The organism is Sphingomonas sp. PEI4, assembly GCF_056679955.1.
Window position 1 is genome coordinate 2,499,345 of sequence record NZ_CM155258.1, and the last position, 24,064, is coordinate 2,523,408.

The following is a 24,064-nucleotide window of genomic DNA, read 5'->3' on the forward strand; positions in this document are numbered from 1 at the left end:
CACCGCCCTCACGACAGCGTGACCGAGAAGATCTCCTCGGGGCGCCAGACGAGACCGAGCAGGATCCGCACGCCGATCAGCAGCACCATCACGGCAAGCGCGAGGCGGAGATATTCAGGCCGGAACTTGGTGGCGAACCGCGCGCCGACCTGCGCACCGACGACCGAGCCGAGCAGCAGCAGCCCGGCAAGGACGATGTCCACCGCCTTGGTCGTCGTCGCATGGACCATCGTCGCGACCGCAGTGACGAACAGCGTCTGGAACAACGACGTACCGACCACCACCGACGTCGCCATGCCAAGCAGGTAGATCATCGCCGGAACGAGGATGAAGCCGCCGCCGATGCCGAGCAGGATCGTCAATATGCCGGTGAAGAAGCCGAGCAACAGCGGTGCGAGCGGGGAGATATACAGGCCTGAGGCATAGAAACGCGTCCGCAGGGGAAGCGCGGCGACGAGCGGGTGGTGGCGGCGCTTGCGGGCTTTCGGCGGCCGGCCGGTGCGTGCGCGGCGGATCGTGCCGATCGACTCGTTCGCCATCATGCTGCCGATCGAGCCGAGCATGACGACGTAGACGATCGCGATCACCGTATCGATCTGCCCGCTTTGCTGGAGCAGCCGGAACAGCCATGCGCCGAAGAACGCGCCGACGATACCGCCCGCGACGAGCACGCCGCCCATCTTGGTATCGACGCCCTTGCGGCGGAAGTGTGCGAACACGCCCGACACGCTCGCGCCGGTCACCTGGCTCGCGGACGAGGCGGCGGCGACGGTCGGGGGGATGCCGTAGACGATCAGCAGCGGCGTCGTCAGGAAGCCGCCGCCAACCCCGAACATGCCCGACAACAGCCCGACGCCGCCGCCCAGCAGGATGATGACGAGCGCGTTGACCGACAGGTTGGCGACGGGGAGATACAGATCCACGCCCTCAGCGTTACACCGGATTGCGCGCGCGGGGCTAGGCTGGACAAACATGGATTTGCATCGGCTTCGGTGTCCAGCGCGTGTCAGAAATCGCTGCCGATCGAGAACGCCGGGCCGGAGCCCGGCCGTGCGGTGCCGGCGATCCGTTCGCGCCAGTCGAGCGCGAGGCGGATCGACCTGCGCGCGACGGGGATGGTTGCGACGATCGTCGGGCCGATATCGAAGCGCTTGGCGCCTCGCTGGGCACTGCCCCAGGCGCCGACACCGATATCGGCGCGTGCATCTCCGAGCTTGCCGAGCGGATACGTGAGGCGTGCCGAGGCATCGACGAACGCTTCGACGCCATCGCGCGCGATCGCACCGGCCTGACCGTAGGCCTCGAGGCGGACGCCGGGCGCTATGTCCGACGGGCCATAGCCGGCGATCACCCCCAAGGTGGGGCCGCCGCGTCCGCCGTCGAGGACGAAGCGCTGCTCGGCCACCAACCGGATCGGCAGGCGGGTCGGTTGCCATTCGATGCCGAGCGCCGCTTCGCGCCCGACACCTTTGAGGGGAGCGGCCAGGCGTGCGGCCAGTGCGAACCTGCGGCGCGTGCCGAGCGCATAGGTCAGTCGGACGCCGCCCTGCGAAGCGCCGAGTTGACCACCCGAGACGGTGCCGGCGGGGCCGCCCCGGACGAGCAACCAGGCGCTGCCGTTCAATCGACGCGGGCCACGTACGGCGGCAGGCGGCGCACCGGGCGACGGGATCGGCGCGGCTCGATGCTCGACGTCGGGCGGTAACGGTCGTGCCACGTCGGCGGCTTTCGGGAGCGGTTCGACGGTTTTGGCAAGCAACGTCTGTTCAACGGCCATCGACGTGAGCGGCACGGCGATCTCGATGGCTTGCTTGGAGCGGGCAGGCACCGACACGCTGCGAAAAACCGCCGCCGCCACGTCGGGCACGAGGACTTTGATCAAACGGGGAATCACGTCCGATGGCGGGATCGCCCCGATCTCGGGAAGCAGCAACGCAACGCGGATCAGCACCCAACCCCCCAGCGCCACTCCGAGGAACCGCAGCGGACGCCCGCCGGTCATCCGGTTCGGACGATTCCGGAGGCTATCGCTGGGAAACCGTCCCCTGCGGCGGGCGGCATGTCCGGAAAATCGTGGCGCGTCTTGTCCCACACCGGCGCGGCGCCGCGCAGCATGCCGATATAGAGGATCACGGCGCGAGGTGCGGCGACCAGCGAGACGAGATTGCCGACGAGGAACCGCGGAAGCGACCACACCGCTTCGCGCAGACCGTAACTGCGCCCGGTAAAGAGCATGCGGATCACGAGACGCCACGCCAGCAACGCCGCGTTGGCAACCAGCAGCCAGAACGCGGCTGACCCGACCGCGCCTGGATAGGCATGGTTTGAATGGGGGAATGTTTCGCCCAAGACCCAGTGGAGCATCAGCGACACGCCCCACACCGGCATGGCGACATACGCGACCGCCAGGATCACGACCGCCAGCGGTGCGCGCCGATCGCGCATCCGCATCCAGTGATCGGCAAACGCGCGCGGCCGTCCCCATCCGGTGCGATCCCAGCCGGCGAGAGCGATACCCGTCATCCACCGGGTCTTCTGGCGAATCGACTCTTTCATCGTACCGGGGAAATAGGCGCGAACGGCAACGACGGTGCCCGCGTCGTCCGCCGCGACCCGCGCAAAGATGCCTCGCGCGCCAAGTTCGGCGAGGCGCAGGCCAAGCTCGTAATCCTCGGTCAGGCTGGAGGCATCGAACGGGTCTCCGCCGCGCGCCTGGGCGATCATCGCCAGGACGTCGGGCGCGATGGCGCATCCAGTACCGGCGAGCGGCATTCCTGCACCCAGCGCCGTCCGGACGATGATCTGTTTTGCGTGGGATTCGGCGAACTCGTCGGCGTAATGACCCGACACCAGCCGTGCGCCGCGATTGACGAGTGGCAGCACTGGCAACTGCACCACCTCGTACTGGTCGATCAGGCTGTCGAAGACGCGCAGCTCCTGCGCATGCACCACGTCCTCGGCATCATGGAGCACGATCGCCTTGGTCTGCAGAGTCTCCCGCGAGTCGTCACGGCGCAGAGCCCGCCACACCGTGTTGAGACAATCGGCCTTGGTCGTCGGTCCATCACGCGGGCCGATAACCATCCGAACCCGCACATCCCGTTCCGCAACCTTGGCGACGGCATCGATCGTGCCGCGATCGTTGGGATACACGCCGACATAGATCCGGTAATCGTCGTGATCGTACCGTGCCAGCGCGGTCGACAGCATCCCGCCAATGACCGCGACCTCGTCCCAGGCGGCGACGAACACGGCGATCCGACCCGGTCGAGAAGGTGGCGGCAATTTTTCGAGCGTCAGGCGTGGGCGGCGTCCGTGCCGGACCCGCAGCACGATGAAAATCAAGTCGATGAGCAGATCGTCAAGCCCGCCCAGAAGCAATCCGACGCCAGCGAACAACATGGTTTCGCGCGCGAAAACGTCGATTACCCACAACGACTCGATCATGCGACCCCCTCGCAGAGGAGGTACGACACGTTATGTCCGTTTCGGATTCAGTCCGGTCGAAATCGGATGTTTAAGAAATCTGTCGCGTCTTGCCGTGGCGCTGAACCTTCCGGCCCGGCGAACATTACAACCTTGATCCCTTTCCCCCCTTTCGGGATCGGTGCCGATCAATGCCCGGCCCGGCCGCACCGCGGTGTAGCGCGCGGTGCGGCCTAACCCTTCGGGTCAGGTTGCAGACGTTACTACGTATATATCAGGGCCGATCGCGACCGCCGCCGCCAGTATTGCTGCCGCCGCCGGCATTGCCGCCCGCACCCGCGGCACCGACCGTGCCGATGTTGCCGAACAGATCCTGGAAGAATCCGCGCTGACGACCGAGCGTCGGCGTCTTCTTGCCGTACGGGCTGATCGATGAGACCTGGTCGAGACCGCCACGGCGAACCGCGGTGACCGTCCCCTTCTGGTCGAAGCTGATCTGCAGCGTGATTTGCGCGTTCGGGCGCGGATTGCGGAACGCGAGGTTGCGGCTGTCGCGCGCAAGATAATACCAGTCGCCCTGGTCGAACTGTCCTGCGAGCGTCGGCTTGCCGAGCGTCGCGAGCACCGACTGGCGGTTGTCCACGCCCGGCTGGACCGAGTTGACGAGGTCGGTATCGACGACATAGCCCTGGTGCGACCGCAGCTGGGTGCAGCCCCCGCTGGCCAATGCGGCGACCGCAAGCGCTGCGGCGAGACCCGTACGGGCGGAAAACAGGCTCATATAAACTCCCAACCGGGGCACGCGAAAACACGTGACGGGTCCCACGCGATTGCATCGGCCGCCGATCGCCTCGATATGCGAGGATGCGCGGGCAAACAAGCCGAAGCGCGGCTTCGTGTTGAGGACGATAGATTTTGAGCTGGTTGGGAAGACTGCTCGGCGAGAAGCCCGGCGAGGCGCTGCCGCTGTACAACGCCGTCGTCGGCCGGGCCCGCGCGGAACATTGGTACCGGGAAGGCGCAGTGCCCGACACGGTCGACGGCCGCTTCGACATGATCGCGACGCTGCTGGCGATCGTCATGCTGCGGCTCGAGGTTGAGCCCGCTGGCGGCGAACCCGCGGCGCGTCTGGCGGAGAGGTTCGTCGACGACATGGACGGGCAATTGCGCGAGATCGGAATCGGCGACATCATCGTCGGCAAGCATATCGGCAAGATGATGAGCATGCTTGGCGGGCGCCTCGGTGCCTACCGGGACGGGCTGGCGGCGGGCGATATCGCGCCGGCCCTGGTGCGGAACCTGTACCGCGGCGTGACGCCCGATGACGCCGCATTGGCGCATGTCCGCGACTCGGTGATCGCTTTTCATGCTGGGTTGGCTGCGATGCCACTAGCGAATGTTTTATCTGGAGAATTGCCGTGAAGCCCGAGTTCAGCCGCCCCGAACGCCTCGACACGATCGGCGAGCGCGAGCGGATCGTCGAGATCGCCGCGACCGAGGATGAGCGCGCGGCGCTAGCGAAGCGGTTCGCGCTGCTGTCGATCACGCGACTCGACGCGCGGTTGGGGATCAAGCGCACCGACAGCGGCATCGTCGTGAAGGGCCGCGTGACCGGCGCGGCGGTGCAGGCGTGTTCGGTGACCGACGAACCGCTCGACACGAAGATCGACGAGCCGGTCGCGTTGCTGTTCGTTGAGCAGCTGATCGCCGAGGGTGACGAGGTCGAGCTGTCCGACGATGCGCTCGACATGGTCGCGATCGAGGGTGGCACGATCGACCTGGGCGAAGCGGCGGCGGATACGCTGGCGCTGGCGATCGATCCGTTCCCGCGCGGGCCGAACGCCGCGGCGGCTCTGGCGGCGGCCGGGGTCATCAGCGAGGACGAGTTCCGGCCGGCGAATGCGTTCTCGGATCTGAAGGCGAGAATGGCGGGGAAAAGCTGAGCAGCATCGACGGATGTGTTGAAGGCTAGTCTATCCCAATACCACCCCACCCCGGCCTTCGCCGGGATAACGGCTTACTTGAATGGTGCGCGTTTGGCGGTGCGCTCCCGCTCCTCGTTCTCCCGCGAAGGCGGGAGCCCAGGCTGGATCCCCGCCTTCGCGGGGAAACATGGTTTAGTCCGCGTCGGGGCCTAGGGTCGGATCCAGATCTCGGGGGCGGACAAAGCGCGTGAGCCGAGCGGTACCCGCCGCAGCATCCGCCCAGTCCCCTTCGAACTGAAGTTCGGCAATACTGGCGGTCGGATATTTGTCCTCGACCGCATCGCGAAGCGGATCAGCCCCATCCGCGACCAGCATCAGCACGAGATCTTCCAACCCCGGATTATGCCCGACGAGCAACGCGCGCTCGGCTTCGTCTGGAAAGCCGTGCACCACGTCGAGCAACGTCGCCGCCGATGCCAGATACACCCGCCGGTCCAGGTCCGGCGCGATCGTCCGGCCATAGCCCGACTCGATCTGCTCCAAGGTCTCCGAAACGCGCACCGCCGGCGACGCGATCGCATGATCGAACGCCAACCCCAGCGATCGCATGTGCCGGCCGACCATCGCGGCGGCACGCTTTCCCTTGGCGTTGAGCGGGCGGTCGAAATCGCGCGCGACCGGATCGTCCCAGCCGGACTTGGCGTGGCGCAACAGCGTCAACGTCTTCATGGGAATCCTCAAGCCGGTTCGCGGCTTTCATGCCCTACACGCGGGCTTGAGGAAAGCCGGCTCGCAACTCGGGCCACCGCTTCTTCGAGCGTGACGCGCGCGATCGGCACCCCCGGCGGGAACGCGCTGAGCAACCGCGAGGGCATCGCGGCGGACAACATCACGAACACGCCGGAATCGTCCGCGCGCCGGATCAATCGTCCGAACGCCTGAGCGAGACGTGCCCGAACGAGCCGGTCGTCATAGGCCGAGCCGCCACCCGCGAGCCTGCGCGCGGCGTGGAGGACGGAGGGTTTCGCCCAGGGGACGCCCTCCATCACCACGAGCCGCAGCGATTCGCCGGGAACGTCGACGCCATCTCGGAGCGCGTCGGTGCCGAGCAGCGATGCGCCGGGATCGTCGCGGAAGATGTCGACGAGCGTGCCGGTATCGATCGGATCGACGTGCTGCGCGTGGAGCGGCAGGCCTTCGCGCGCGAGCCGATCGGCGATGCGGCCATGCACACCGCGCAACCGCCGGATCGCGGTGAACAGGCCGAGCGTGCCGCCGCGGCTGGCGACGATCAGCTGGGCGTAGGCGTTGGCTAGTGCGCCGATATCGCCGCGCTTGACGTCGGTGACGATCAGCACTTCGGCCTGGCGCGTATAGTCGAACGGGCTCTTCGCCTCGAACCGCGCGGCGGGGCGGAGGAGATGCGGTGCGCCCGTGCGGGCTTCGGCCACCTCCCAATCGCCGCCGCCGGTGAGGGTGGCAGAAGTAACCAGTGCCCCGTGCGCCGGTTTCAGGACGATCTCCGCAAACGGCCGGGTCGGGTCGAGCCAATGGCGGTGGAGGCCGATGTCGAACTCGCGGCCCTCGATCCGGTCGACCGCGAGCCAGTCGACGAAATCGCCATCGACCGGCCCGCCGACGCGCGCGAGCAGCGACAACCACGACGCCACCGTTTCCGCGCGCCAGCCGATCGAGGCGATCGCGCCCTCGACTCGGGCTCGGGCGGGGCCGTCCATCCAGTCGGGTGCTTCGGCGAGCACCGCCTCCAAGCGGCGACCGAGCGTTACGAGCGGGCGAACGAGTGCGTCGAGCGCGGCGGCAGCGGGCGCGGCGGCCTCGATCAGCGTCGCGTCGGGTTCGGCAAGTTCCGTTTCGAGGCCATAGCCTGCATCGCCCGGTTGCTCGGCTCGCGCGTAGGTCAGGCCGCGGACGGCGGCGAGCAGCGTCTCGATCGGTCCAAACGGCGCGCCCTCGCCCAGGCGTTGCAGCCAGCCGTCCGCCGCCAGCGTCCCCGCCGCGGTTACCGCGTCGGAGATCGCCCGTGCGCCCTGTTCGTCGTAGCTGGCGAGATCGGACAGCCGTGCGGCGAGCCCCCGTCGTCGCCCGCGACCACTCGATTCGGGGCCGAGGATCCAGCGGCGCAGTTCGATCGTCTCCGCACCGGTCAGCGCGGTCGCGAACATCGAATCGGCCGCGTCGAAGATGTGGTGGCCTTCGTCGAACACGTAGCGCGTCGGGCGGGTGGCGAGTTCACGGCCTCTCGCGGCATTGACCATCACCAGCGCGTGGTTGGCGATGACGATGTCGGCGTCCGACGACGCGCGGGCAGCGCGCTCGATGAAGCATTTCCGGTAGTGCGGGCAGCCGGCATACACGCACTCGCCGCGCCGGTCGGTCAGCGCGGTCGAGCCGTTGCGGCGGAACAGCGTCGGCAGCCAGCCGGGCAGGTCGCCGCCGACCATATCGCCGTCCGCGCTATACGCGGCCCAGCGCGCGACGAGGTGCGCCAGGATCGCCGCGCGGCCTGCGAACCCGCCTTGGAGGGCGTCTTCGAGGTTCAGCAGGCACAGGTAATTCTCGCGGCCCTTGCGCGTGACGACCTTGGCTTTCCGGATCGCAGCGTCGGGATAAAGGCGCGCGGTTTCCTGCCCCAGCTGGCGTTGCAGCGTCTTGGTATAGGTCGAGATCCACACCGCACCGCCGGCCTTCTCCGCCCACAGCGACGCGGGCGCGAGATAGCCGAGCGTCTTGCCGATCCCGGTCCCAGCCTCGGCGAGGACAAGATTAGGTGTGTCGCGCATCGCCCTTGGCGCAAACGCGGCAGTGGCGGCGCCGGCATAAGCGCGCTGGCCAGGGCGTTCCTCGGCGCCGTGGCCGGTGAGGTCGACGAGACGCGCTTCCGCATCGCCCGGTTCGATCGTCACGGTACGCGGGGCAGGTCGCGGCGCGTGCTCCTCCCATTCGGGGAGCGACGAGAACAGCCAGCGTTCGTTGATCGCGGGCTTCTTCAGCCGCTCCGCGACGATCGGTGCCCAGGGCCAGCGCAGGCGGAACAGCGATTGCGCCGCCGTCCACGCGCCCTCGCGCTCGGGCCAGTCGGTATCGGTGAGCGCCAGCATCGCTTCGGCAGCGCGCAGGAGGAACGGCGCGATCTCGGCGTCATCGGTCGGCACATCCAGCCCGGTAACCCGCGCGATCCCCTTCGGCGTCGGCACCGCGAACTGCGCGGGGCGGAGGAACGCATAGAGTTCGAGCAGGTCGAGCCCCGACAGATCGGGATAACCCAGCCGCTGCCCGACGAGCGGCGCGTTGAGCATGATGACCGGCGTGTCGGCCGCGATCCGGATCGCTTCGCCCCGCCCGATCGGACGCGCACCCTCCGCATTCGCGATCCAGATGCCGGCGTGGCTGGCGTGGAGGGCGGGATAGGGAAGCGGCATACCGCGCGACCTTGCGTGAAGGGGAACGAAAGGGCAACCTTTTGTGATGGGCGATATGTTTGGCGGCGCGAAATTATCGTGATCGGGGATGCACCCTCCCCCGCCCGTCATCCCAGCGAAAGCTGGGATATTCATGGGGCGAGTGCTGGGATCTCCACGGGGATATCGCAGCTTTCGCTGGGATGACGCGCGGGAGGGAAGGCCGCCATGATGCGTTGCAGAAGATGTCCCCGGAGCGCAAAATTCCGCCAATCCATCATGCCGCATCGGCCGTTACGCAACCGGCACGGTTCACGTGCGTTGCGCAGTCATCAATACCGAACTTTACCTACATCAACAGGGACGATCATCATGCGGAAGTTTCTCATGGCGCTGAGCGCGCTATCGCTCGCAATTCCAGCTGCCGCCGTGATCCCCACGGGCAAGGCCGAGGCGCGCTCGAAGCGCGAATATCGCGGGCATGACCGTCGCTACCGCGCAAAGCGTTGCCGTCACTCGAGTGGCACGACAGGCCTAGTCGCAGGCGGCGTCGGCGGCGCGGTGCTCGGCAATGCGGTCGGCGGCGGACTGCTCGGCACGCTGGCCGGCGGTGCGGCGGGTGCGCTTGGCGGGCGTGCGGTCGACCGGACGATCACTGCGAAGGATCGTTGCCGCTGATAGCCCGTGCGGCGGTGGGGTGACGAAGGCAGGCACAGGCGCTAATCGCCGAACGCTATGACCGATGACATCCGCACCGCCGCCCTCGAGTCCAAAGCCTGGCCGTACGAGGAGGCGCGCAAACTCCTCAAGCGCTATCCGAACGGCAAGTCGGGCGATCCGGTGCTGTTCGAGACGGGCTATGGGCCGTCGGGTCTGCCGCATATCGGCACGTTCAACGAGGTGTTGCGCACCACGATGGTGCGCAACGCCTTCCACGCGCTGAGCGACACGCCGACGCGGTTGATCGCGTTCTCGGACGATATGGACGGCTTGCGGAAAGTGCCGGACAACGTTCCTAACGGCGACATGCTGCGCGAGCATCTCGGCAAGCCGCTGACGCAGATCCCCGATCCGTTCGGCACGCATTCGAGCTTTGCCGCGCATAATAACGCGATCCTGCGCGAATTCCTCGACCGCTACGGCTTCGACTACGAGTTTGCGTCGTCGACGGAATATTACACGGGCGGACGCTTCGACGAGGCGCTCAAGGGCGTGCTCCGTCACTTCCAGGGTATCCAGGACGTGATGCTGCCGACGCTGCGGGCCGAGCGCCGCGCGACCTATTCGCCGGTGCTGCCGATCTCGCCGACCAGCGGCATCGTGTTGCAGGTGCCGATCGAGGTGATCGATGCCGAGGCTGGGCTGATCGCGTTCGAGGATGAGGGGCAGCGGATCGAGCAGAGCGTGCTCGGCGGCAAGGCCAAGCTTCAGTGGAAGGTCGACTGGGCGATGCGCTGGGTCGCGCTGGGTGTCGACTACGAGATGGCGGGCAAGGACCTGATCGACTCGGTCACCCAGTCTTCGAAGATCGCGCGCGTGCTCGGCGGGCGTCCGCCCGAGGGGTTCAACTACGAGATGTTCCTCGACGAGAATGGCGAGAAGATCTCGAAATCGAAGGGCAATGGGCTGAGCCTCGATCAGTGGCTGACCTATGGCCCCGAGGAGAGCCTCGCGTTCTACGCCTACCGCGAGCCCAAGAAGGCGAAGTCGCTGCACATGGGCGTGATCCCGCGCGCGGTGGACGAATATTGGCAGTTCCGCGGCAATTATGCCGGCCAGGACCTGAAGCAGAAGCTCGGCAATCCGGTGCATCACATCCACGACGGCAAGCTGCCGACGGGGGAGCTGCCGGTGACGTTCGGGCTGTTGCTCAACCTCGTCGGGGTGATGGGCGATGCGAGCAAGGAGCAGGTCTGGGGGTATCTCGCGAATTACGTGCCCGATGCGTCGGCGGCGAAATACCCCGAGCTCGACCGCCTGATCGGCTATGCGCTGGCCTATAGCCGCGATTTCGTTGCGCCGACGTTGAAGCGCCGCGCGCCCGAGGGCGTCGAGGTTGCGGCGCTGGAGCGGCTGGATGCGGAACTCGCCGCGCTGCCGGCGGAGGCGAGCGCGGAGGATATCCAGAACATCGTCTACGAGATCGGCAAGACCGGCGGGTTCGACAACCTGCGCGACTGGTTCAAGGCGCTGTACGAGACGTTGCTGGGCTCGGAGCAGGGGCCGCGGATGGGGAGCTTCATCGCGCTGTACGGGGTCGAGAACTCGCGGAAACTGATTGCGGAAGCGTTGGCGCGGTAAGGCGTACACTGGAAGAACTATCCACCCCGGCGCAGGCCGGGGCCCAATTGGGATACGCTGTTAACTGGCCGCCACGCTTCGTTACTGTGACCGTTCCAATTGGGCCCCGGCCTTCGCCGGGGTGGTATTTGAGCCTTACAATTTCGCGCGCTACCTAGACGAATATAGTGGAACATATTAGCAACGAATACGCCTTCCCCCGATTTGGAAACCGGCATGTTCCATCGTCCGCTCGCCCGCCATCGCCTGTTCTTCGCGATCCGCCCACCACTCCCGCTCGCGCGCCAGATTACCGCCGCAGCGTCGTGGTTCGAGACCGACGGGGACAAGCTGCGCCCCGAGCATCTCCACGTCACGATCGACATCCTCGACGACCATGACCGCGTCTCGACCGCATTGGAGCGCGACCTGAAGGCGATCGGCGATGCGGTCGAAGCCGCGCCGTTCGCACTCCAGTTCGACACCGTGGTCGGCAGCGATCGCTCCATCGCGCTGCGTCCGCGCCGCAAGAATGCTTCGCTCGCCGCACTGCATCATCGGATTGCGGTAGCACGCGAGGCGGCAGGGTTGCGCGCTCGCGCGGACTATCGGTTCAGTCCGCACATGACGCTCGGCTACCGCGACGGCGCGCCGTTCACGCAACCCATCGCGCCGATCGGCTGGGACGCGGATGCGATCGTGCTGGTCCACAGCCATGTCGGCCGAACGCGCCACGACGTGATCGGGCGCTGGCTGCTGACCGGCAACGACGATCGGCAACTGGCGCTGTTCTGAGCCTTATTTGCCGAACGCGCGTGACCCGGTAGGACCCGCAAAGCGATCGGTTGGTTTTCCCTCGTGACCGCGCACCAAGGAGCAAAGATGCGGCTGTTCTTCGACGACGCCCAGCGGACCCATGCGCCAGCGTTGGAACTGCACAATGGCGCGTTCACCGCCTATGCGGAGACGCCCGCGCGGGTCGACTCGATCCTGCGCGCGATCGGCCCGGTCGAAGCGCCGGAGGATCGGGGCGAGGCGCCGATCCTGGCCGTCCACCCCGCGTCGTACGTCGCGTTCCTGAAGGACGCGGCGCGGTTGTGGCGCGAAGCCGGTCGTGAAGGCGATGCGATCCCCTACACCTTGCCGATCCGCGGCCGCCGGCCGCTCGATCTCACGCGGATCGACGCACTGATCGGCGCGCACAGCTTCGATGCAACCACGCCGATCACACCCGAGACCTGGGCCGCCTCCTATGGCAGCGCGCAGTCCGCGCTCGCCGCGACGCATGCGGTGCTCGACGGCGACCGCGCAGCGTTCGCGCTGTGCCGCCCGCCCGGCCATCATGCCGGTGCGGACTATTGTGGCGGATACTGCCACCTCAACACCGCTGCGATCGCAGCGCAGGCTGCGCGCGACGCCGGTGTCGCGCGCGTCGCGATCCTCGACGTCGACTATCACCACGGCAACGGCACGCAGGACATCTTTTACGCCCGTAGCGACGTATTCTACGCGTCCGTCCACGCCGATCCGAAGACCGACTATCCCTTCTACTGGGGTCACGCCGATGAAACGGGCGAAGGCGAAGGGCTGGGTACCACGCTGAACCTGCCCCTCCCCCACGGCACGAAGATCGCTGCCTTTCGCGCGGCACAAAGCACCGCACTCGACGCGATCGCTGCGTTCGACCCCGGCCTTCTGGTGATCAGCTTCGGCGCGGATACCTGGGAAGGCGACCCGATCTCGCATTTCAAGCTGACCACGCCCGATTACATGGTGCTGGCTGCCGACATCGCCGACCGCGACTGGCCAACGGTCATCGTCATGGAGGGCGGGTACGCGGTCGACGCGCTAGGCCACAATGTATCGGCGTTTCTCGAGGGATTCGACGCATCGTCAAGGCAGTCTTGACGTGGAGCCCGCCATGACGCCATCGGACGAGATCGATCTTCGCCAACGCGCCGCCGGCCTTGCGCTGGCATGGCGGGAGGAACGCACCCCGTTCGCAGGCGCGACACGCGACGAATATCCGCCGATGATCGAGGCCGCGCATGTCGTTGCCGACGAGGCACGGCTGGCGCTGCACCGCTGGGTCGATGCCAGTCGCCGCGCGGGTCTGAGTTGGACGGAGATCGGTGCGCTAGTCGGGATCAGCAAGCAGGCGGCGCATGGGTGGCAGCTGGTATCGTCGTGGTTGCCGTTCCATTATTTCAAGCGGCCGATGCGATGATCGACCCCGCCGCTGCCCCAACTACTGCCCCGACCCCCATCGCGATCGGCACGCCCGCCTATCGTCGGCTGACGCTGGCGATGCTGTTCGCGGGCTTCTCGACCTTCTCGCTGCTCTATTCGGTGCAGCCGTTGCTGCCGCTGTTCGCCGCGCAGTTCGGATTGACCGCGGAGGGCGCGTCGCTCGCGGTGTCGCTGGCGACCGGACCGCTCGCGATCGGCATCCTGTTCGCCGGGTTCGTCTCGGACCGGGTCGGCCGGCGTCCGCTGATGATCGCGGCGATGTTTGCGGCCGGCACCCTGACGCTGGCGGCCGCGATCGTGCCGGGGTGGAGCGGGTTGCTCGTGCTGCGCTTCCTGACCGGTGTCGCGCTTGCGGGCGTGCCGGCAGTGGCGATGGCCTATGTCGCCGAGGAGGTCGATGCGGGCTCGGTCGGCGCGGCGATGGGGCTGTATATCGCCGGCAGCGCGCTCGGCGGGATGGCCGGGCGACTCGTCGTCAGCATCGTCGCCGATCTCGAAGGCTGGCGCTGGGCACTCGCCGCGGTCGGGATCGCGGGTCTGGCGATGGCGGAGGCATTTCGCCGACTCGCCCCGCCCTCGCGCAATTTTACACCGAGCGTCGGGCGGCCGGGCGCGCTGCTGCGAAGTGCCGGATCGCTGTTCGTCGATCGCGCGATGCCATTGCTGTATCTCGAGGCGTTCCTGCTGATGGGCGTGTTCGTCACGATCTATAATTATGCGGGCTTCCGGTTGATGAGCCCGCCTTATGGGCTGAGCCAGGCCGCGGTCGGCGGCGTGTTCCTGCTCTACGTATTGGGATCGATCAGTTCGACGAAGTTCGGGACGCTGGCGGGACGCCTTGGGCGGCGGAAGGTCTTTTGGTTTCCCGTCATACTGCTGATCGCTGGCGTCGCGCTGACCGCCATGACGCCGCTGGTGCTCGTGATCGCGGGGATCGCGGTGGTGACGATCGGCTTCTTCGGCGCGCATTCGATCGCGAGCGCTTGGGTCGGCAGGCGCGCGCAAGGCGCGCGCGGACAGGCGGCGGCGTTCTATCTATTCTTCTACTATATGGGATCGAGCGTGCTGGGATCGGCCGGTGGGTTCGCCTGGACGCATGCAGGATGGCCGGGGGTGACGGCGTTTTGCTTGTTGCTCGGCATGGCGGCGTTGGCCATCGGCCTGGTGCTGCGTACGGTGCCGCCGCTTGTGGTGGAGCCGCCTGTGCCGCAGCGAATGCCGGATCCTTGACGCGCCTCCCACCGTCATCCCAGCGAACGCTGGGATATCGTGGTGTGGCACGCGTCGTCCGATACGGAGGGATACCCCAGCTTTTGCTGGGGTGACGGGACGAGGCTGGTAGCAGGGCCCGGTCTTGAGCCAGTGCGAGCGAGCAAGCGCCGGCGTACTCTACCGCGACGCCACATCGGTCGCGTCGGTCGGCGGCATACCCACCATCCCCTTGGCGGCCGCTTCGACCCCTTCCATGACGCGCAGGACGTTGCCGCCCGACAGCTTCGCCAGATCGCCATCGCTCCATCCCCGCCGCGCCAGTTCAGCAAACAGCAGCGGATAGCCATCGACGCCCTTCAAACCGATCGGCCCGGTGCCCTGGATTCCGTCGAAGTCGCCACCGATCCCGACATGGTCGTGGCCGGCAATCTTCGCGATATGCTCGACATGATCGGCGACCGTCGCGGCAGTGACCTTGGGCTCCGGATGCGCGGCGTCCCACGCTACCAGAGGCGCGGGCGATCTGACGCCGTACACCCCCGCCGGCACGCCGACCGACTTCGCATAAGCCGAGCGCGCGACGTCCCAAGCGCGCCACTCCGCCGACAGGAAGGACGGATAGAAGTTCACCATCACCACGCCACCGTTCGCGCCGATCGCGCGGAGCAGGTCGTCGGGGATGTTGCGCGGCGCGTCCGCGATCGCCCGCGCGCTGGAGTGGGATGCGATTACCGGCGCCTTGGTCGCCGCCAAAGCCGCGGCCATCGTTGCGTCCGAGACGTGGGAGACGTCGACGATCATGCCGATGCGGTTCATCTCGGCGACCACCTGCCGCCCGAAATCGCTGAGCCCTCCGGCGCGCGGTGCGTCGGTCGAACTGTCCGCCCAGTTCAGACTGTTGCCGTGCGTCAGCGTCATATAGGCGACTCCGAGCGCGCGATATTGCCGCAGCACCGACAGCCGCCCGTCGATCTGGTGCCCGCCCTCGACACCAATCAACGATGCGATCCGCCCCGCCTTCTCGATCCGGCGGATATCCGCGGCTGTGGTCGCAAGTTCAAACGCCGCCGGGTTCGCCGCGACGAAACGGCGGACGATGTCGATCTCTTCCAGCGTCATCCTGACCGGGTCGGGGGCGTCGGCGGGGATGTATACCGACCAGAACTGCCCGCCGACATGACCCTTGCGCAGGCGGGGAATGTCGGTCTGGAGCGGGTTCGGCAGATGCGAGGTATCGACCGAGAGCTTTACCGCCTCGACCTTGGCCTCGTGTAGCTCGCGAATCTCCCAGGCCAGGTCGTTGTGCCCGTCGATCACCGGGCTCCGCTCCAGCACGCGCTCGACGCGGCGCGATAGGGCTGCGTCAGGGCTAGCCTGCGCGGCCAGCAGCAGGAATGCGGCGATCATGTCTTGGTCCCCCGTAGCGTCCGCTTCATCCTGAAGCAGGTGTTCGCCTCCAACAAGCCGGGTAAGGCGCTTGCCGAGCGCAGGCGGAGGGTCGGACTTGGAGATGCGAACGGCCGAACCGGCGCGCGAGGCGGACACTCGCCTCTCCACGGCGATCGCGATCGCGCGGCTGATCGGGATCATGGGGATCGTCTATGTCCACGCCTGGACCGGGCGGACCGCCGAAGAACTGGCGGCAGTGGCGTTCAGCGGCCAGGGCGTGTTGCGTACCGTGCTGGGCGAAATGTTCGGGCGCAGCGCCGTACCGCTGCTTGGCATGATCTCCGGCTGGCTGGTGGTCTCGACCGCGATGCGACAGGGCTACGGCGCGTTCCTGATCGGCAAGGCGCGTACGATCCTGCTGCCGATGGTGCTGTGGAACGCGATCGCGATTCTCCTGGTCGGGGCGGCGGCGACGCTCGGCGACCTGAAGGCACCGACGCCGTCGAGCATCGGCTGGACGCTGAACGAACTCGTGCCGCTCGTCCGTGCCAACGAGATCGACGTGCAGATGCCGTTCCTGCGCGATCTGTTCGTCTGCATGATGCTCGCGCCGCTGCTGGTGCACATGTCGAGTATCTGGTTGGCGCTGGTCGCGTTGATCGTCGTCGTGTGGAGCGTGTCCGGCGTGCACATCCCGTTGCTGCTGCGGCCGCAGATCCTGCTGTTCTTTATCGCCGGGATCGCCGCGCGGCGGTTTGGCGTGGCGGAGAAAGTGGCGCGGAGGCCGGTTGCCCTCTGCGCGCTGCCGTTCCTGGCGCTCATCGCGCCGCGGCTATGGACGGCGTTGCTGGGGAATGCGGGCTTCGACGCGCATCCGCACGCAATGGCGGCGTTCGACATCGTGTTCAGGTTGGCCTCGGCGGTGCTGTTCTGGCGAGTGGCCTGGGCGCTGGCGGGGAGTGGCGTCGCGGATCGGTTGCGGGCGGTGGAACGCTACGGGTTTCTCGCGTTCTGCGATCACCTGGTGCTTTTGTGGCTGTTCGGGCCGGTCATCGGGCTAGCGACCGGCGCGCTGGGGGCGGGGCTGTATCCCGCGTATCTGCTGGTCCAGCCGTTGCTGGTGCTGGGCGCGACGGTCGTTTTGGGGCGCGTGCTGCTGACGGTTTGGCCCATGGCGGCACGGGTGCTGAGCGGGGGACGGTTGCGGCGCTAGTGTCGGGGCTTATGCGTCTCCACCACGTCATCGTCATTCCCGCCTGCGCGGAAATGGAGAAGGATCATCAAGACCCGCGCGACGTCGGCCCAAGCTGGTTCACCCATTCCTGGTTGTGCACGACGGTAGAACGGACCGGTCTCCCCGCCGCATCGAGCCAGGGGCGGTAGCGAAAGCGCAGTTCGATCAGGCGGCATGTGGTCGCGTCGAGCACCGCATTGCCGCTGGAGCGCATGATCATGCAGTGCGTCACGCTGCCGTCGGTCTCTACGGTATAGCGCACGCCGACGATCCCGCCCGCACCGATCACGGCCTCGGCATTGGGAAAGTCCTTGTTCTTGAAACGGCCCTTGAGGAGCCGTGGCGGAGTCTCGGCGCCACCGTCACCGTCGCCGTTTCCCGAGCGACCGCTGCCGGTGCCATTCCCCTCGCCGCCCGCGCCTGTGCCGGGTCCGGGAACGAGGGTAGCGCCGGCGGTGGCGTCGTTCCCGACGCCGGGTTTCAATGCGGCGATGACGGGCGGGGGCGGAACGCTCGGGGGGATGATCGGCTTCGGGACAACGACTTCGGCTGCCTTCGACCGAATATTCGCGGGGGACGCCGCGGCTTTGGGACGGTGACGTGTCGCCGGGCGGGGGATAATCCTTTCGGCCGGCGGCGGCGGTGATTGGGAACCGACCGGGAAGGTAACGAGCACGTCCGGAATTGCAGTCGGAAGGCGGACACCGAGGCCGAGGATCAGCGCGTAACCGGTAACGGCGCAAAGTATCGCAGCGCCGGCGGCCGACAGGAGCCGATCGCGGGGGTTGGGGCGGACGCCGTACATGCTGTGTAGTTGGGAAGCCCGAGGACGAGCGGCAACGGTTTTGGCGGGCGGCCATCGCAAGACGAAGGCCAAGTGCTTCCGACGATTGCCGGGTCGGCGTCGCGACCCAAAATCAACGATAGACCAGCGTCGTCATGCGTCCCCTGGTCGGCCCGGGCACCTGCGCCATCCGCAGCCTGCCCGTTGCGCCGGACCGGTTCGATCCACGTCACACAGATTTGCTTCTCCGCAGAGGCAGGACCCAATTGGAACGGGAATGCTCGACGGTGAAGGCCGTACCTTCCCCGATCACCGTGCCGCCAACCGCTCCAAAGCGCGCTTGCGTCCGATCAGCGGGAGCAGCGCCGCCATGTCCGGCCCATGATCGCGCCCGGTCAGCGCGCGGCGCAACGGCAGGAACAGCGCCTTGCCCTTGCGCCCCGTCTCCGCTTTCAACCGCGCCGTCAGCGCGTGCCAGGGATCGCTCGACCAATCGATCGCCTCGGCCGCCGCCAGCGCCTGATCGAGATAGTCGACATCCACGTCGCCCTCAAACGCGATCGGCCCCTCGATGACGCCCCACCAATCCGCCGCATCGGCCAGCGTCACCAGGTTCGGCCGCACCGCCTCCCACGCTGCCACATCCATGCCTTCAGGCAACCGCGCGGCAACCGCCTCGAACGGCAGTGCATGAAGGATCCGCGCGTTCAGTTGCGACAGTTCCGCTTCGTCGAACCGCGCCGGCGCCCGGCCAAACCGCGTGAAGTCGAACCCGGCGATCAAGGGCGCGGCATCGGCGATCGGCTCGACCGGGTCGCTCGTCCCGATCCGGGCGAGCAACGCGCGCACCGCCTGCGGCTCGATCCCGACCTCGCGGAAATGATCGACGCCGAGCGAGCCGAGCCGCTTCGACAGCTTGCCCTCCGCCCCCGTGAGCAATGCCTCATGCGCGAACTGCGGCGGCGTGACGCCGAGCGCGGCGAACATCTGCAGCTGGAGCGCGGTGTTCGACACATGATCCTCGCCGCGCACCACGTGCGTCACGCCCATCTCGGCATCGTCGATCGCCGACGGCAGCATATACAGCCACGACCCGTCGGCGCGCCGGATCACTGGATCGCTCATCGTCTTCGCCTCGAAATGCTGCGGCCCGCGGATCAGATCTTCCCAATCGATCGCCGAATCGTGATCGAGCTTGAACCGCCAATGCGGCTGCACCCCGTCCGCCTCCAGCTTCGCCCGTGCCTCGTCGTCGAGCGTCAGCGCGGCGCGGTCGTAGATCGGCGGCAGCCCGCGCCCGGCCTGGATCTTGCGCTTCAGGTCGAGTTCCTGCGTCGTCTCGTACGCGGGATACACGTGGCCGCTCGCGACCAGCGCCGCAAACCGCGCTTCGTACAGCGCGAACCGTGCCGACTGTCGCTCCTCCGCGTCGGGCGTCATCCCGAGCCAGTCGAGATCGGCGCGAATCGCATCGACGAAGCGTTCTTCGCTGCGTTCGGGATCGGTATCGTCGATCCGCAGCACGAACTTGCCGCCCTGCGCCCGCGCGAACATCCAGTTGTGGAGCGCGGTACGGATGTTGCCGACGTGCAGCCGGCCGGTGGGCGAAGGGGCGAAACGGGTGATCACGGTCATCCCGCCGCTGTAGGTAGCCCCGCGCCGACGGGCAAACCCTTCCACGACACGATTCGTGCGCCTAAGGGGTGCGCGTGATCGAGCGGGGAAGACTTTCATGAAACTGATGACCGGCAATTCGAACCTGCCTCTCGCGCAGGAGATCGCCGCCTATCTCGAAACTCCGTTGACCGACGTCAGCGTGCGGCGCTTCGCCGACGAGGAGGTCTTCGTCGAGATCAACGAGAACGTCCGCGGCGAGGACGTGTTCGTGATCCAGTCGACCGGCTATCCCGCCAACGACAACCTCATGGAACTGCTCATCATGATCGACGCGCTGAGGCGTGCGTCGGCGCGGCGCATCACCGCGGTGATCCCGTACATGGGTTATGCAAGACAGGATCGGAAGCCGGGCCCGCGCACGCCGATCTCGGCCAAGCTCGTTGCCAATTTGATCACCGTCGCAGGCGCGAACCGCGTGCTGTCGGTCGACCTGCATGCCGGACAGATTCAGGGCTTCTTCGATATCCCGACCGACAATCTCTACGCGGCACCGGTGATGTCCGCAGACATCCTGGCGCGGTTCAAGGGCAAGAACCTGATGGTGGTGTCGCCTGACGTCGGCGGCGTGGTCCGCGCGCGCGTGCTCGCCAAGCGACTCGACAACGCACCGCTCGCGATCGTCGACAAACGGCGCGAACGTGCCGGCGAATCGGAGGTGATGAACATCATCGGCGAAGTCGAAGGGCGGTTCTGCATCCTGGTCGACGATATCGTCGATTCGGCGGGCACGCTCTGCAACGCGGCGGCGGCGCTCAAGGAAGCTGGCGCCGAGGATGTCATAGCCTATGTCACGCACGGCGTCCTGTCGGGCGGTGCTGTCGCTCGGGTCGAAGGCTCGGAATTGCGCGAGTTGGTGATCACCGATTCGATCGGGAACCACGAGGTCATCAAGGGCGCGCACGGCAAGATCCGCCACCTGCAAATCGCGCCGTTGCTCGGCGAGGCGATCAAGCGGATCGCGGACGAGACGTCGGTCTCTAGCTTGTTTGATTAACCCTACCCGTCATGCCGGGCTTGTTCCGGCATCCACGGTGCTGCGTTATCTGTAGCCGATGATTCGCGGTGCCGTGGACCCCGGAACAAGTCCGGGGTGAGTTAGATTACCGCTGGCTCAGTGCCACGATATGATCGAACACCGCCGGATGCAGTGGCTTCGCAAATGCGCACCCGTATTTGAACTTGTCGCGCCAGGCGACGACAGCCTCCAGCGCCGCCAGTCCCGGCAGCGTCAGCCACACCACCGTTCCCGGCCACAACGTAAAGCTCGTCTCCGCACGAAAGCCTGAAAGCGAGAGGTCGGTCACTTCGATCTCGAATCGCGTCTGGCCCCGATCGCGCAGGTGCGCGCGCATCTTGACGGCCTTGCGTAGCGCCTGACGGAGCTCCTCGCCCTTCGGTTCGGCGGGAGGGATGGGGACGGGCTGTGTCATGTCCGGAACACTGCTCCCCAAGTTGTTACTATTCTCCAAACGCCTTACGATTCGGCAACTTGGGATTTGGTGGCACGCGGCTGCACCGGGGCACGGATGCCGGCACGTGATCGCCGCTTGAGTTCAGCCTTCAAATCTTCCGGCTTGGGCGCGACGAGGAAGCCGAAGCTGACATTGCCGTCCTTGGTTTCGACGACGTGATGCAGCCGGTGCGCCTGGACGATACGCTTCATGTATTTCGACTTGGGCAAATACCGGGTCGGAATGCGCTGGTGCACGATCACGTCGTGAAACCCGAAATAGATTGCGCCATAGGCGGCTATCCCCGCGCCGATCCACGCGAACCCTGGTCACCAGCCGAACTGCATGCCGCCCAGCAAAAGCACGAACGACGGCACCGCGAAGATTGCCGCGTACAGGTCGTTCAATTCCCAGTTGCCGGGCCGCGCACGGTGGTGGCTCTCATGCAGGAACCAGCCGAAGCCGTGCATCACCCAGCGGTGTGCGGCATAGGCGAACGCCTCCATGCCGATCACGGTGCCAAGGAACAGGAGGATGCCGAGCCAGATCGCCATGGCCCTCATATAGGGGCGAGAAAGCGCCACGGCAAAATGCGAATCGCCCTGGCGAAACGTGAGCGAATTCAGGCACAATCCACCGTTACTGCAAACGATACGCAAGAGCATATGCCTTAAGGGTGGATTTGCTGGCCGCCCTGTGCTTTACGCCAACGCAATTCCCGAGTTTCCTAAAAATTGCGTGGAGCCTTCCCGATGAACATCCATGAATACCAGGCCAAGGAACTGCTGGCCAAGTTCGGCGTCCCCGTGCCTGCCGGCTTCGCGGCACTGACCGTCGAGGAGGCCGTCGAAGCCTCGAAGAAGCTTCCCGGACCGCTCTATGTCGTCAAGGCGCAGATCCACGCCGGCGGCCGCGGCAAGGGCAAGTTCGTCGAGCTCGGCCCCGATGCCAAGGGCGGGGTTCGCCTCGCCAAGACCGAGGACGAGGTTCGCGCGGCGGCGACCGACATGCTCGGCAACACGCTCGTCACGATCCAGACGGGTGATGCCGGCAAGCAGGTCAACCGCCTGTACGTCACCGACGGCGTCGACATCGACAAGGAATTCTACCTCGCGCTGACGCTCAACCGCACCACCGGCCGCGTGATGATGGTCGTCTCGACCGAAGGCGGCATGGACATCGAAGCGGTCGCGCACGACACGCCCGAGAAGATCCAGTCGATCGACATCGACCAGGCGACCGGCTTCATGCCGCACCACGGCCGCGCCGTTGCTGCAGCCCTCGGCCTGACCGGCGATCTCGCCAAGCAGGCCGCGAACACCGCGTCGAAGCTGTATGACGCGTTCATGGGTACCGATGCCGAGCAGATCGAGATCAACCCGCTCGCCGTGACGAACGACGGCAAGCTGATGGTACTCGACGCGAAGGTCGCGTTCGACGGCAACGCGCTGTTCCGCCACAAGGACCTGCTGACCTTGCGCGACGAGACCGAGGAAGATCCCGCCGAGCTCGAAGCGTCGAAGTACGACCTCGCCTACATCAAGCTCGATGGCGACATCGGCTGCATGGTCAACGGCGCTGGTCTCGCGATGGCGACGATGGACATCATCAAGCTCAACGGCATGTTCCCGGCCAACTTCCTCGACGTCGGCGGCGGCGCCAACAAGGAGAAGGTGACGGCTGCGTTCAAGATCATCCTCGCGGATCCGAACGTGAAGGGCATCCTCGTCAACATCTTCGGCGGCATCATGAAGTGCGACATCATCGCCGACGGCATCGTCGCCGCGGCGAAGGAAGTGAACCTGTCGGTCCCGCTCGTCGTCCGTCTCGAGGGCACGAATGTCGAGAAGGGCAAGGAGATCCTCGCGAACTCCGGCCTCGCGATCGTTCCCGCGAACGACCTCGGCGATGCGGCCAAGAAGATCGTCGCAGAGGTAAAGAAGGTCGCGGCGTAACCGCTGCCGACTACGCATACTGATCTTGCGAAAAGCGGGGCTCGGGCGGAAACGTCCGGGCCCTTTTTCGTTGATACTGCGACCGGTTCGGCTGGTCGCCCGCCGTGACGCTACGGCAAGGCGATGTTTCCATACCGGACTTGCGAAAATGGCGCGAAACAGCCATCTGTCGCGCCAACGCCAGTTGGCGAAACGAATGATTCCACCTTGGAAGGAACCCCGATGAAGGTGCTGGTGCCGGTCAAGCGCGTGCTTGACTACAACGTGAAGCCTCGCGTGAAGGCGGACGGAACGGGCGTCGATCTGGCGAACGTCAAGATGAGCATGAACCCGTTCGACGAGATCGCGGTCGAAGAAGCCATCCGCCTGAAGGACAAGGGCGTGACCGAGATCGTCGTCGTCTCGATCGGCGAGCAGAAGTCGCAGGAAACGCTCCGCACCGCGCTTGCGATGGGTGCAGACCGTGCGATCCTCGTCGTCAGCGAGACTAAGGTCGAGCCGCTCGCCGTCGCCAAAATCCTCGCCAAGATCGTCGAGGAAGAAAAGCCCGACCTCGTGATCCTCGGCAAGCAGGCGATCGACGACGACAACAACCAGACCGGGCAGATGCTCGCCGGCCTCCTGAACTGGGGCCAGGGCACGTTCGCGTCGAAGGTCGAGATCGCCGACGGTTCGGTCAACGTGACGCGCGAAGTCGATGGCGGCGCCGAGACGGACACGCTGAAGCTGCCCGCGATCATCACCACCGATCTTCGCCTGAACGAGCCGCGCTACGCGTCGCTGCCGAACATCATGAAAGCGAAGTCGAAGCCGATGGCGCAGAAGACGCCAGCCGATTTCGGTGTCGACGTGACGCCGCGCCTGACCACGCTGAAGGTCGTCGAGCCCGCCAAGCGCTCGGCCGGGATCAAGGTCGCCGACGTCGACGCGCTGGTCGGCAAGCTCAAGGAAATGGGCGTCGCCCAGTAAGTCGCCAAGTAATCTGGGGATGATCCCCACCCCCGTTCGTGCTGAGCGAAGTCGAAGCACCGACGCGGGAGATGCCCTTCGACTTCGCCCAAG

General features: G+C 66.4%; 22 protein-coding genes and 1 pseudogene. 12 read left to right on the forward strand and 11 right to left on the reverse strand.

Annotation, left to right across the window (positions count from 1 at the left end):
• Window positions 1-8: 8 nt before the first annotated feature.
• From AC1MLZ_RS11515 to AC1MLZ_RS11530, 4 genes are all read right to left on the reverse strand, one after another.
• A complete protein-coding gene (locus AC1MLZ_RS11515) occupies window positions 9-923 on the reverse strand; it encodes a sulfite exporter TauE/SafE family protein (protein WP_480958578.1) in 915 nt (304 codons plus the stop codon).
• Window positions 924-1,006: 83 nt separating this feature from the next.
• On the reverse strand, window positions 1,007-2,002 hold the full coding sequence (locus tag AC1MLZ_RS11520) for a hypothetical protein (protein ID WP_480958579.1): 996 nt from the start codon (window positions 2,000-2,002) through the stop codon (window positions 1,007-1,009).
• Window positions 1,999-3,447, reverse strand: a complete 1,449-nt coding sequence (locus tag AC1MLZ_RS11525; RefSeq protein WP_480958580.1) for a glycosyl transferase family protein — start codon at window positions 3,445-3,447, stop codon at window positions 1,999-2,001. The genes AC1MLZ_RS11520 and AC1MLZ_RS11525 overlap by 4 nt, the downstream gene beginning before the upstream one ends.
• Before the next feature lie 253 nt (window positions 3,448-3,700).
• Window positions 3,701-4,207, reverse strand: coding sequence for an outer membrane protein assembly factor BamE (locus tag AC1MLZ_RS11530; RefSeq protein WP_480958581.1), 507 nt, complete (start codon window positions 4,205-4,207; stop codon window positions 3,701-3,703).
• A 134-nt stretch (window positions 4,208-4,341) separates the two neighbouring features.
• Between AC1MLZ_RS11530 and AC1MLZ_RS11535 the strand changes: the two genes are divergently transcribed.
• Window positions 4,342-4,848, forward strand: a complete 507-nt coding sequence (locus AC1MLZ_RS11535) for a ubiquinol-cytochrome C chaperone family protein (RefSeq protein WP_480958582.1) — start codon at window positions 4,342-4,344, stop codon at window positions 4,846-4,848.
• Window positions 4,845-5,369 (forward strand): YceD family protein, encoded by a 525-nt coding sequence (locus AC1MLZ_RS11540; RefSeq protein ID WP_480958583.1) that lies wholly within the window; start codon window positions 4,845-4,847, stop codon window positions 5,367-5,369. Before AC1MLZ_RS11535 ends, AC1MLZ_RS11540 begins: the two co-directional genes overlap by 4 nt.
• 174 nt (window positions 5,370-5,543) lie before the next feature.
• Here the strand turns inward: AC1MLZ_RS11540 and AC1MLZ_RS11545 are convergent, their stop codons facing one another.
• Both AC1MLZ_RS11545 and AC1MLZ_RS11550 read right to left on the reverse strand, forming a co-directional pair.
• Window positions 5,544-6,080 (reverse strand): SixA phosphatase family protein, encoded by a 537-nt coding sequence (locus tag AC1MLZ_RS11545; protein ID WP_480958584.1) that lies wholly within the window; start codon window positions 6,078-6,080, stop codon window positions 5,544-5,546.
• Window positions 6,081-6,088: 8 nt separating this feature from the next.
• Window positions 6,089-8,791, reverse strand: coding sequence for an ATP-dependent DNA helicase (locus AC1MLZ_RS11550; RefSeq protein ID WP_480958585.1), 2,703 nt, complete (start codon window positions 8,789-8,791; stop codon window positions 6,089-6,091).
• A gap of 351 nt (window positions 8,792-9,142) precedes the next feature.
• On the opposite strand from AC1MLZ_RS11550, the gene AC1MLZ_RS11555 reads away from it, so the two are divergent.
• From AC1MLZ_RS11555 to AC1MLZ_RS11580, 6 genes are all read left to right on the forward strand, one after another.
• Window positions 9,143-9,448: a hypothetical protein gene (locus AC1MLZ_RS11555; protein WP_056053958.1), complete on the forward strand. Its 306-nt coding sequence runs from the start codon at window positions 9,143-9,145 to the stop codon at window positions 9,446-9,448.
• A gap of 57 nt (window positions 9,449-9,505) precedes the next feature.
• Entirely contained in the window at window positions 9,506-11,071 is a 1,566-nt protein-coding gene (locus AC1MLZ_RS11560; protein WP_480958586.1) for a lysine--tRNA ligase, read from the forward strand.
• Window positions 11,072-11,287: 216 nt separating this feature from the next.
• On the forward strand, window positions 11,288-11,845 hold the full coding sequence (locus AC1MLZ_RS11565; protein WP_480958587.1) for a 2'-5' RNA ligase family protein: 558 nt from the start codon (window positions 11,288-11,290) through the stop codon (window positions 11,843-11,845).
• An 87-nt stretch (window positions 11,846-11,932) separates the two neighbouring features.
• Window positions 11,933-12,958: a histone deacetylase family protein gene (locus AC1MLZ_RS11570; protein ID WP_480958588.1), complete on the forward strand. Its 1,026-nt coding sequence runs from the start codon at window positions 11,933-11,935 to the stop codon at window positions 12,956-12,958.
• 13 nt (window positions 12,959-12,971) lie between these two features.
• Window positions 12,972-13,277: a hypothetical protein gene (locus tag AC1MLZ_RS11575; protein ID WP_480958589.1), complete on the forward strand. Its 306-nt coding sequence runs from the start codon at window positions 12,972-12,974 to the stop codon at window positions 13,275-13,277.
• Entirely contained in the window at window positions 13,274-14,530 is a 1,257-nt protein-coding gene (locus tag AC1MLZ_RS11580; protein WP_480958590.1) for an MFS transporter, read from the forward strand. Before AC1MLZ_RS11575 ends, AC1MLZ_RS11580 begins: the two co-directional genes overlap by 4 nt.
• A gap of 159 nt (window positions 14,531-14,689) precedes the next feature.
• Here the strand turns inward: AC1MLZ_RS11580 and AC1MLZ_RS11585 are convergent, their stop codons facing one another.
• Window positions 14,690-15,919 (reverse strand): dipeptidase, encoded by a 1,230-nt coding sequence (locus AC1MLZ_RS11585; protein WP_480958591.1) that lies wholly within the window; start codon window positions 15,917-15,919, stop codon window positions 14,690-14,692.
• A gap of 103 nt (window positions 15,920-16,022) precedes the next feature.
• Here AC1MLZ_RS11585 and AC1MLZ_RS11590 point away from each other — a divergent pair, with 103 nt between their 5' ends.
• Window positions 16,023-17,114 (forward strand): acyltransferase family protein, encoded by a 1,092-nt coding sequence (locus AC1MLZ_RS11590; RefSeq protein ID WP_480958592.1) that lies wholly within the window; start codon window positions 16,023-16,025, stop codon window positions 17,112-17,114.
• 67 nt (window positions 17,115-17,181) lie between these two features.
• On the opposite strand, the gene AC1MLZ_RS11595 is transcribed toward AC1MLZ_RS11590, so the two are convergent.
• Together AC1MLZ_RS11595 and gltX are read right to left on the reverse strand one after the other, a co-directional pair.
• Window positions 17,182-17,940, reverse strand: coding sequence for an energy transducer TonB (locus AC1MLZ_RS11595; protein ID WP_480958593.1), 759 nt, complete (start codon window positions 17,938-17,940; stop codon window positions 17,182-17,184).
• A gap of 288 nt (window positions 17,941-18,228) precedes the next feature.
• A complete protein-coding gene (gene gltX, locus AC1MLZ_RS11600; protein WP_480958594.1) occupies window positions 18,229-19,554 on the reverse strand; it encodes a glutamate--tRNA ligase in 1,326 nt (441 codons plus the stop codon).
• A gap of 97 nt (window positions 19,555-19,651) precedes the next feature.
• Here gltX and AC1MLZ_RS11605 point away from each other — a divergent pair, with 97 nt between their 5' ends.
• Window positions 19,652-20,590 (forward strand): ribose-phosphate pyrophosphokinase, encoded by a 939-nt coding sequence (locus tag AC1MLZ_RS11605; protein ID WP_480958595.1) that lies wholly within the window; start codon window positions 19,652-19,654, stop codon window positions 20,588-20,590.
• Between the two features lie 106 nt (window positions 20,591-20,696).
• On the opposite strand, the gene AC1MLZ_RS11610 is transcribed toward AC1MLZ_RS11605, so the two are convergent.
• Together AC1MLZ_RS11610 and AC1MLZ_RS11615 are read right to left on the reverse strand one after the other, a co-directional pair.
• The gene (locus AC1MLZ_RS11610) at window positions 20,697-21,026 is read right to left on the reverse strand and encodes a PilZ domain-containing protein (RefSeq protein WP_055874768.1); all 330 of its coding nucleotides are present in this window, start codon (window positions 21,024-21,026) and stop codon (window positions 20,697-20,699) included.
• Between the two features lie 44 nt (window positions 21,027-21,070).
• Window positions 21,071-21,610 (reverse strand): annotated as a pseudogene (locus tag AC1MLZ_RS11615) (sterol desaturase family protein).
• A gap of 189 nt (window positions 21,611-21,799) precedes the next feature.
• Here AC1MLZ_RS11615 and sucC point away from each other — a divergent pair.
• Together sucC and AC1MLZ_RS11625 are read left to right on the forward strand one after the other, a co-directional pair.
• Window positions 21,800-23,002, forward strand: a complete 1,203-nt coding sequence (sucC, locus tag AC1MLZ_RS11620) for an ADP-forming succinate--CoA ligase subunit beta (RefSeq protein ID WP_480958596.1) — start codon at window positions 21,800-21,802, stop codon at window positions 23,000-23,002.
• Window positions 23,003-23,224: 222 nt separating this feature from the next.
• The gene (locus tag AC1MLZ_RS11625; RefSeq protein ID WP_480958597.1) at window positions 23,225-23,971 is read left to right on the forward strand and encodes an electron transfer flavoprotein subunit beta/FixA family protein; all 747 of its coding nucleotides are present in this window, start codon (window positions 23,225-23,227) and stop codon (window positions 23,969-23,971) included.
• Window positions 23,972-24,064: the final 93 nt, after the last annotated feature.